The organism is Aquiflexum sp. (genome assembly GCF_041749095.1).
Classification (GTDB): domain Bacteria; phylum Bacteroidota; class Bacteroidia; order Cytophagales; family Cyclobacteriaceae; genus Aquiflexum.
This window is the reverse complement of record NZ_JBGTCA010000128.1, coordinates 1-9,691: the sequence shown is the minus strand read 5'-3', so window position 1 is coordinate 9,691 and position 9,691 is coordinate 1. Positions and strand designations below refer to the sequence as shown.

8 protein-coding genes are annotated in these 9,691 nt (G+C 39.8%); 7 read left to right on the top strand and 1 reads right to left on the bottom strand.

From position 1 onward, the window contains the following. Positions 1–135: 135 nt before the first annotated feature. Positions 136–2,079, bottom strand: coding sequence for a histidine kinase dimerization/phosphoacceptor domain -containing protein (locus tag ACEW8O_RS06935; protein ID WP_373493893.1), 1,944 nt, complete (start codon positions 2,077–2,079; stop codon positions 136–138). Between the two features lie 178 nt (positions 2,080–2,257). On the opposite strand from ACEW8O_RS06935, the gene ACEW8O_RS06930 reads away from it, so the two are divergent. From ACEW8O_RS06930 to ACEW8O_RS06900, 7 genes are all read left to right on the top strand, one after another. Continuing rightward, positions 2,258–3,025 carry a hypothetical protein gene (locus ACEW8O_RS06930; RefSeq protein ID WP_373493892.1) on the top strand — a complete coding sequence of 256 codons (768 nt, stop codon included), beginning with the start codon at positions 2,258–2,260 and terminating at the stop codon, positions 3,023–3,025. Between the two features lie 126 nt (positions 3,026–3,151). Then, positions 3,152–4,501, top strand: coding sequence for a DUF418 domain-containing protein (locus ACEW8O_RS06925; RefSeq protein ID WP_373493891.1), 1,350 nt, complete (start codon positions 3,152–3,154; stop codon positions 4,499–4,501). A 63-nt stretch (positions 4,502–4,564) separates the two neighbouring features. Next, positions 4,565–5,086: a DUF4440 domain-containing protein gene (locus ACEW8O_RS06920; protein ID WP_373493890.1), complete on the top strand. Its 522-nt coding sequence runs from the start codon at positions 4,565–4,567 to the stop codon at positions 5,084–5,086. A gap of 154 nt (positions 5,087–5,240) precedes the next feature. After that, a complete protein-coding gene (locus ACEW8O_RS06915; protein ID WP_373493889.1) occupies positions 5,241–5,507 on the top strand; it encodes a hypothetical protein in 267 nt (88 codons plus the stop codon). Between the two features lie 245 nt (positions 5,508–5,752). Then, on the top strand, positions 5,753–8,170 hold the full coding sequence (locus tag ACEW8O_RS06910; RefSeq protein WP_373493888.1) for a TonB-dependent receptor domain-containing protein: 2,418 nt from the start codon (positions 5,753–5,755) through the stop codon (positions 8,168–8,170). Positions 8,171–8,361: 191 nt separating this feature from the next. Next, entirely contained in the window at positions 8,362–8,763 is a 402-nt protein-coding gene (locus ACEW8O_RS06905; RefSeq protein ID WP_373493887.1) for a RidA family protein, read from the top strand. Positions 8,764–8,822: 59 nt separating this feature from the next. Further along, on the top strand, positions 8,823–9,691 hold an 869-nt coding region (locus ACEW8O_RS06900), incomplete at its 3' end, for an NAD-dependent epimerase/dehydratase family protein (protein ID WP_373493886.1).

Below are 9,691 nucleotides of genomic sequence, written 5' to 3'. Positions count from 1 at the left end.
CCTTGGCGTGGTTGATGGCATCCTCACCTCTTGACTCAATCCCCGTGACTTCATAACCCAATTTGGTGAGCTGCAAAGAAATATTTGCCGCGATGATCATATCATCTTCCACAATCAATATTCTCGTTACATTACTCATGCTGCTTTGCCGATTTGAAATTCAAAAAATACTTCTGTTCCTCTATTTGTTATCAAAGTCATATTTCCGTCCAATTGTTTGGTCAATAAATTTACGAGTTGCGTGCCAAACCCGGTTCCTTTGATTCCGGTGGCCCTATCAAATCCAATACCGTCATCGCTTACTTTCAAAAGCAAATGGGAATCAGTTTCTGACAGGGTAATCGAAATTTGCCCTTCCCTATTGTCAGGAAAAGCATATTTGAGTGAATTGGTAATCAGTTCATTGACGATCAAACCTATCGGGATAGCCCGATCCACATCAAGTTCCAAGGAATCCATGGCACAGTCAAAGGTAATCCGTTCAGTAGCATCAAATGAATCGATGATATATCCTCCCAAATTTTGAAAGTATTGCTTCATTTCGATTGCTGTCATGTTTTCACCCTGATAGAGATTTTGGTGGATCATTCCCATACTATGAACCCGGTTTTGACTTTCAATCATGATGTCTTGAAGCTCTTGGTTATCTATCTGTGCAGTCTGCAGGGAAAGCAAGCTGGAAATGGTCTCCAGGTTATTTTTAACCCTATGATGGATTTCCTTTATTAAAAACTCCTTTTCTTTATTTTGCTTTTCTAATAGCAAACTATATTTCTTTCTTCGGTTAAAAACCCTGTAAAGAAAAAACAGGAAAAAGACCATCAGACCGGTCAAAATAAGGGTGAAAACCTGTATAGTTGCCTGCTGTTTTAATTTTTCATCTTGCAGAAAAATGGTACTTTCCTTTTGGTGAACTTCCAATTCAGTTTGCATTTGGGTAATTCTTTGGTCCGCCTCGGAGTTGAAAACAAGTTGGGTCAGTTCATGGTATTTCTTATAGGCCTTGAATGATTCATTGATGTTGTTCTTTCCTTCATAAGCCTCACTCAATTCCTGATAGATCAGACCTAAATAATATATGTCTCCAAAATCTTCCGTTGCTGTTCGGATGCTTCTTTGCAGGTATGTTATGGCAGAATCAAAATCCCTATCCTGGTTTTTTAACTTTCCAAGGGAAAGTAGGGAGCGGACAACCATAAAATCATTCTCCAACAACTCAGCATATTTCAGCGCTTCCTTTCCTGAATTATAAGCATTATCAAAATCACCTATTTGACAGTACAAATCTGTCAGGGCAATATAGGTGTCACTGAGATTATTATAGAAACCATATTTTTCACCGATCCTAGCTGATCTCTGAAAGTATGGAAGTGCTTCTTCATATCTTCCTAAAGCCACCAGATTATTACCTAATACATGCAACGTGAAATCAAAATCAAGATCATTCAAGCCCCTATTCTTGAAGAGTGCTATTGACCTCATACCATATTCAACGCCCTTTTCAAATTTTCCCTGTTTCCAAAAAAGATTACTCATATCGGAATAGGCCATGGCCATGGCTTTCAAATCCTGATATTTCTCTCCCAACTGCAAAGTTTTGGCCGCATATTCAAAAGCTTTACTCAAATCCCCTCTTCGCTCATAAACATACCCTAAGTTGGTCAAAAGAAGCCATGTTTCAGCTTCCGGGATTTTTTCCAAGGCACTTCTTAGGACAATTTCTGCATAATCCAAATCTTCCAACCTTAATAAGATGGCTCCTTGTGAAACCTGCATTCTACCTTCCCAAATGTCATTGTCTGCCACTCTTACCTCTTCCAAACCCTGATTGATGATTTCCAATGATTTATGAAGGTTTCTGGTATGATAATGATAACCTAGGTCATTGATGATCAAAAAACGCAAATCTTCCTGATGAATGATTTCCAAAGCTTTTTCCAAATTATCTAAGTAATCTGCCTCAAACTCATCTGTATCCACAAAAATCCTTGAATAATTAAATTGTCCATCCTTATTTACAATTTGAGCTTGAAGATGAAAGTGAATGAAAAATAGGAAAAGCATTAAAAACTTCTTCATAGGGTAAATATAAAATAAAAAGCCTTTGAAAATCAATTAATTGCATCTTAAAATATTTTTCGGTAAGAAAATAGGCCTGTTGGGACAATTTTGGGGTTGGTTCGTCCTAAACCCTTCGAAAAGAAAAAAAATAAAATTGACATTGGTCAATAATTTTTAAAATCTAACCAAAATAGTTATGGAAAAAAGAATGAAGTATTTAGTCGCCGTTTCACTGGGTTTGGTTCTGAACTGGTCCTTAGTGTCTTTGATTACAGCACAAACTGAACCACAGGGCCCTTTATTATCAGTGACAGAATTTACCATCAAGCCCGGGCATGAAATGCAATTCAGGGAAGGTGTAAAGGCCTGGACAGCCTGTTACCTCGAGAACAAGGGGGATTGGACCTGGAGAATGTGGAAAAGACAACAGGGAGAAGGAAATGTTTATGTGCTCGCTTCTGATATGATAAACTGGGCAGAAATGGACAAAACCGATGAATCCGGGAAAAATTGTCAGATGCTTGGAATGAACATGATCAATCCCCATATCGAAAAAGCTACCAACCATATCTCCCGTTTCCAACCTGGTAATAGCAAAGGGACTCCACTTGCAGAAGACATCATCAGGGTGGCTTTCTATAAAGTAAACTCCACAAACGGGCACAGAATGATGGAAGTTGTCAAAGATGTGGAATCAATCCGTAAAGGAGCCAATTTAGAACCCGCTGGTTATTGGTACCAATGGCAGACCTCAGGACCTGAAAGCCCAAATTATCACTATGTGATTCCCTACAAGAATTTTGCAGCCATGGACATGGAACAAGAGGGTGTATGGCAGACGGTTGAAAAAAATGCCGGAAAAGCCAAAAGGGATGAACTTCAGGCAGCTTTTCGCTCATCCCTTGAAAGTTCATGGAGCTATTTATACAAATTGGATAAAGACCTCAGTAGGCCAAGTAAGTAATTAAACAGTGAATAACCCTTATTGAATAGAAAAGTGAATATTAGTTGATAAGAATTGGGCGGAGGCATTTAGGGTAAACTTTTTGCCAAAGCCCGATTTTTTTTTTGAAAAAAACGATAAAAAAATATGACTGTTCAAGTTGTCCCAACCAGCCTTACACCCATTCAGGCAACAGACCGAATCGCCTCTCTGGACATAATGCGGGGAATTGTCCTTTGCGGTATATTGATCATGAATATCAATGGCTTTGGTCTGGCATTTGGATATAATAACCCCTCCATATTAGGAGGGGATACAGGACTGAACCTTGACACCTGGATCGTGACCAATCTGTTATTTGAGGGAACGATGCGGGCTTTGTTCTCCCTGCTTTTTGGAGTTGGCATGTTTATTTTTTTAGATAGACTGGTAAAAAAAGGTGCAGGAATAAATGCAGCAGATATCTACTTCCGCCGGATTACCTGGCTGCTTGTTTTTGGGTTAATTCATGGGTACTTGCTCTTATGGGTTGGTGAGATTCTTTACAATTATGCCCTGATGGGATTTTTGGTTTACTCTTTCCGGCAAATGGTCCCAAAAAAACTGATCCTCACAGGACTTTTGCTTTTCTGTATTGGAACCGTGTGGAATTACTATGACTACCAAAAAGATAAAGACTGGTTTGACAAAGTGCAGCAAGCGGAGGTTTCTATTGCTTCCGGTGAAGAACCTTCAAAGGAATTGAGAGAAGCAAAAGATTCATGGGAAAAAAGGGAGGCCGGTAACTCCACGGAGGCTACGGGAAAGTTTATCGAAGAAATGCAAAAAGGGTATTTTTCAGTAGCAAAACACCTTAGACCCATCTTATATGATTTCAATGTCACCGACCCTTACAGGAGAGATCTTTGGGATGTATTGAGCATGATGTTGATCGGAATAGCACTTTTCAAATGGGGATTGCTTTCAGGAGAAAAACCTGCATCCATTTATTGGCTTATGGTGGGTATTGGATATCCGATCGGGATTGCGATCAATTATTGGGAGATGCAGTTGATTTTGGATGCTCAGTTCTCCACCCTTTCATTTAGTCAATCAAACATTACCTATTACTGGGGAAGATTTTTTGTGGCGATGGCACATGTAGGTTTGATCATGCTGTTTTGCAAATCCCCGTTTTTCGGTTGGCTGAAAACATCCCTTGCTGCAGTGGGCAAAATGGCCCTGACCAATTACCTGATGCACTCGGTGATCTGTATGTTTATATTCACAGGAGTAGGTTTTGGCTTGTTTGGCCAATTGGAGCGCTTCGAACTGCTGTATGTGGTTTTTGCCATTTGGATATTTCAGTTGATCGTCAGCCCGATCTGGCTTAGATATTTCCAATTTGGTCCGATGGAATGGCTTTGGAGAAGTCTGAGTTACATGCAAATGCCTTCTTTTAGGAAACGGAATAATTCAGGTCAGCCTCTGGCGCCAATGAGGGTTATACAGGATTAAAGCTATCAAAAAAAAACGGGGAAGCTGAAAACCGAACAGAGTAAGCACTAAACAACCAAGAAAATGAACAAAAAAAACTATTTCCACATAGCGATAGCCTGTATCGCTCTTTCTCTTCTCAATGTTACCTGTAGTCCAGCTCCGGAAGAAACAGCTGCTCCGGAAGTGATGGTCACACCAGTAGTAGCAAAGCCGGATATGACAAAAATCAAAACTGAAATCCAGTCTTTGGAAACTGCTTGGGCTGCTGCTGATAATGCGGGTGATGTTTCAGCCTTGCTGGCTTTTTATAGTGACGATGCTGTGAGTATGGGAAGCGGGTCTCCCATGGCTGTGGGCAAAGCTGCCATCCAAAAGGAAATTGAGGCAGGTATGACATCCAGACCTGCAGGAGTTACACATAAATATGAGACTTTGGATGTTTTTGGTGATGAAAATACTGTCACCGAAGTAGGTAAATTCACTCGAACGGATGCTTCCGGAAAAGAAATTTCAACCGGTAAGTATATGGCAATTTGGGAAAAGCGAAATGGCAAATACATCTGTGTAAGAGATATCTTCAATAGCGACTCCAAGGAAGATTAATCCTTTTCAGTCAATTCACTCTTGCTTCAAAAAACTGAGGGGGAATTTCGAAAATCCTCCTCAGTCTTCATTTCTCATTGAAAATTTTAAAAATAGATTGACACGGGGAAGCCGAAAACCATACAGAGTAGGCAAAATAAAAAATATAAAAACTATGGCAACTTATGTATTTCGTCACAAAGTAGGTGATATCAATGCCTGGCTAAAAGGCCATGAAGATCGGAAAAGGTTATTCGCCCCGGCTTCCAATGGATTCAGGACCTTTCAGGATGCTGATGATCCTAACTCAATATTGTTGGTGGTCGATTCCGATGAAATCGAAAAATTAGGAGCAATTATCAACGATCCTAAAATCCAGCATATCAAAGATACCCATACGGTACTGGAGCCAATTACCATGTCCTTAGAGGTAAAATTATAAGAGCATATAGGCTTTGGAATCAAAAGCGGTGTAGGTTAATAGAAAGCTGCACCACCAAAAAATTGCCAGATCAAAAAGATTTGATCTGGCAATTTCCAAAGACTTGATAATGAAATAATTATTGGACAAATTAAGCAAATCCACTTGCTAAAGTGAATTGCCCTTTCTGAATACTGGCGGCTTTAGAATAATCCTGATTAACAAACATTCAAATCTACTTTTAATAATTTTTAAAAATAAAATTAATGAAACCTCTGGTATTCTCAATTCTACTATCAATCTTGGTTAATCCGTCTTTTTCCCAAGGAGTAATTCAGGGAAAAGTCCATGATTCACGGGCTAAAGAGATTTCCTTTGCTAATGTATTGCTTAGGAACAAACCGGATTCCTCTGTGGTGAATGGTGTCATTTCCGATGAATCCGGAAACTATATTTTCACAGAAATACCAAAAGGAGAATACTATGTTGAAGTATTTATCCTCGGGTATGCCAAAACTTATACACCGGTATTCAGTTTTTTGGGGACAGAAAAAAATAATTTGGCGCCAATCATTTTGGTTGAAGAAGATCAAAACTTGGATGAAGTGACCGTAAATGCCAACAAGTCATTTTTTGAGCTGGAACAGGGCAAAATGGTAGTCAATGTGGCCAATAGCATAACAGCAGCCGGATTGTCGGTGATCGATGTCCTGGACAGGTCTCCCGGAGTAATGGTCAATAGGCAGAGCAATTCTTTGTCAGTTTTAGGAAAAAATGGGGTCGTCATCCTGATGAACGGCCAAAGGTTCAGAATGCCCATGGAGGCTGCCTATCAGATGCTGGCCGGTCTGAATTCGAGTGATGTCGAAAAGATCGAAATCATTACTGTCCCACCTGCTAATTATGATGCCGACGGTGATGCAGGATTTATCAATATCGTCATGAAAAAGGATAATGCAACGATAGGCACCAATGGTTCCCTGACCATCGGACAAGGCTATGGATCGGGTTATAATGGCAATATGAGTTTCAGCCTCAACCATCAAGGGCCCAAATTCAGTTGGTTTGGTCTTTTGTCCTCGACCTATGTAGATATGGTACAGGAATGGGAACAATTTAGAGGTAACAATAATGGATTTGAAGATATTAGTATCAAAACGGGAACTGACCGCTTCGCCTCAAGAAAGTCCATCAATTACCAAGCTGGATTTGATTACAAGTTAGGAAACAATACCATCTTAAGTGGCTTGGTCAGCGGCTATAATAACCGCTGGGAAATGACTGCACCCAATATTACAGAATCCAAATATTCCATCTCCCCTGATACCCTTGTCAGGATGACGACGATTGAACAAAACTCCTGGAGCCATATTATGGGCAATATCAATCTTCAGCATACTTTCCAAAACAGGCAGGTCATCAGTACCAATGTAGATTACCTGACCTACAAAAATTCCAATCCATCCTGGTATAATATTATGAAATATAATGAATCCAATGACTTGATCGATTCACAGGACTTCAGAATAACCAAAGATACTCCAATTGAACTTTGGGTGACAGATGTCAACCACTCCATGAAAATCGGGGAGTCAGTTTCTGTAGAATCAGGAATCCGGGCCACCTTTTCAAAATTCACCAATACAGTTGTTTTCGAAGAAAAACTTGGATCTGATTGGTCATTTGATCCCGATTTTAGCAGCGATGGTCTTCTCAAAGAAGATATATTGGCAGGTTTTTCCTCTGCCAAAATTAAATTTGATGATAAGACTACCCTAAACGCAGGTGTAAGGTACGAGGACACCAAAACCAACCTGACTACCGTATCCGGCGAGAAAATCGTTGACAGGCATTACGGTGATTTCTTTCCAACTGCATTTTTATCCAGAAAAATCAATCCTGACAACTTGGTTCAGGTATCCTACGGACGCAGGATTACCCGTCCCACTTTCAATGAGATGGCACCTTTTGTGTTTTTTTCTGACCCATTTACCTTTTTCGCCGGAAATGAAAACATACTGCCTACCTACACCGATAATATCAAAACAGATTATTCCTACAAAAGCTGGATTTTCTCGGTGCAGCATAGCATGGACAAAAATGTAATTGCAAGGTTTCAACCTACCCTGGATGAAGAAACCAACACGGTATTCCTTAGAACTGAAAATATCGACCAAAGGCAGACGGTTTCCATGATGGTAGCTTTTCCCTTGAAAGTGACTTCCTGGTGGGAAACCCAAAACAACTTTACTGCAAATTATCAAAAAGTCAATTCAGAGCTGAACGGGGAGACTTATGAGGTGAAACTAAAAGGCTTACAGGTAGTATTGACCAATACCTTCACGCTTCCCAAAAAATACACCATTGAGTTGATGGGGAATTATATGTCTCCCAGCATAATGGGATATTACAAGGTGCTTTCGCGGGGCTTTGTCAATCTCGGAATCCAAAAAGACTTCGAAAAAGCCGGAATATTAAGGATATCCTGCAACGATATTTTTGAAACCAGTCAAATCAGGTGGAGGTCATTTGAGGGTGCTTCATTGGATTTTTCAGGTAGGTTGAAGTTTGAAAAAAGGGTGTTCATGGCTACCTACACCTATAAGTTTGGAAACAGCAAAATCAAAGGGACCAGAGATAGAAAAGTAGGATCCCAAGAGGAGCAGAAGAGGGTTACGAATTGATCAGATCCTGATTTTCATTAGGGAAAGAAATGTGTTCATTGGGAAAGAAAATAGGTTGTTTCGTCCTAGATAGGTTTTATTTCAAATATAGAAAAGGTAAATTTTAATCAAATTAAACGCTTAATGCCAGATCATGGCATCCGGCAATTTTTCCCAAAATCAAAAATTAACAATACAAATAAAAGTTGACTATGAAATCAGAAAAATTAGAATACTTCTGCTTGAGACCTGAAGTGGAGAAAGCCTACGGATATTCCCATGCCGTCAAGATCGGAAACAGTATCAAAGTATCCGGTGCAGTCAGTATGGACGATGAAGGAGGGCCGACTGCTGTGGGTGATTTTCTCCAACAGATGAAAAACTGCTATTCCGACTTGGACAAAGTCCTGAAACACTATGGCTGCACCTTTGACGATGTGGTGGTGGAAAATGTATTTACCACGGATATGCCGGCTTTTTTGGAACATGCCGAATACCGCAATTCCATCTATACCCAACAGTTTCCAACAGGTTCATGGCTGGAAGTCAAAGGCTTGGCTTTGCCGGAATTTTTGATAGAAATCGAATTGGAAGTGCATGTATTAAACGAATAATGCATTTCAATTTATCATTATTGAAACTTAAAAAAAACAAGATTTAAAAACCAAAAAACATGAAAACAGTAGGTATAATCGGTGGTTCGGGCTTCATTGGAAGTTATAACACCAAGAAATTTTTGGCAGAAGGATACAAGGTTAAAGTATCCTCTACCGATATTTCCCAAGAGGGAAAATACGCACATTTAAAGCAATTGCCTAAGGCGGAAAACCTTGAGATTGTCGCGCTGAATGTGGAAAATAAATCAGAACTCGAAAATTTTTTGAAAGGATGCGAAATTGTCATTCACGGAGGTACTCCGTTCCAACTCAATGTGACTGATCCCCAATCCGAATTATTTGACCCTACAGTGAAGGGTACAGAAAACTTTTTGGAGGCGATTATAAATAACCCTGGTATAAAAAAAGTGGTTATTATCGCATCTGTTGCGGCTTTTAATACCAATTTCCCTTTACCGGCAGGGAACAAAAAACCCGGTGAAATTTTTTGCGAATCTGATACGCCATATTATGGTGAAGAAAGCCATCCTTATGGACAGGCTAAATTTCTCGCTCAGCGTGCGGTTGAGAAATTTTTAGCCTCACATCCAAATATGGATTTTGAAATAGTGACGGTCTCACCCGTATTGGTTATCGGTAAGTCATTATCAAACCGGGAGGATTCGACTTCAACAGGGATTCAATTTTTACTTAAAAACAAAATTGCCCCTGATGCATTTTTTCAGAGCTTCTATGACAATGATATTGAATTTGCTTTGGTAAATGTAGAAGATGTAGCCGAGGCTATTTTCAGGTCTGCCACAAAAACAGGATTGAATGGGAAAAATTACCTGTTGACAAGTGAAACTTATCCCGTCTCAGATATCACCCGGATGCTCAATCATCAGGAACCTCACCTCAAACCAAAAATTGTTTATTCAAACAA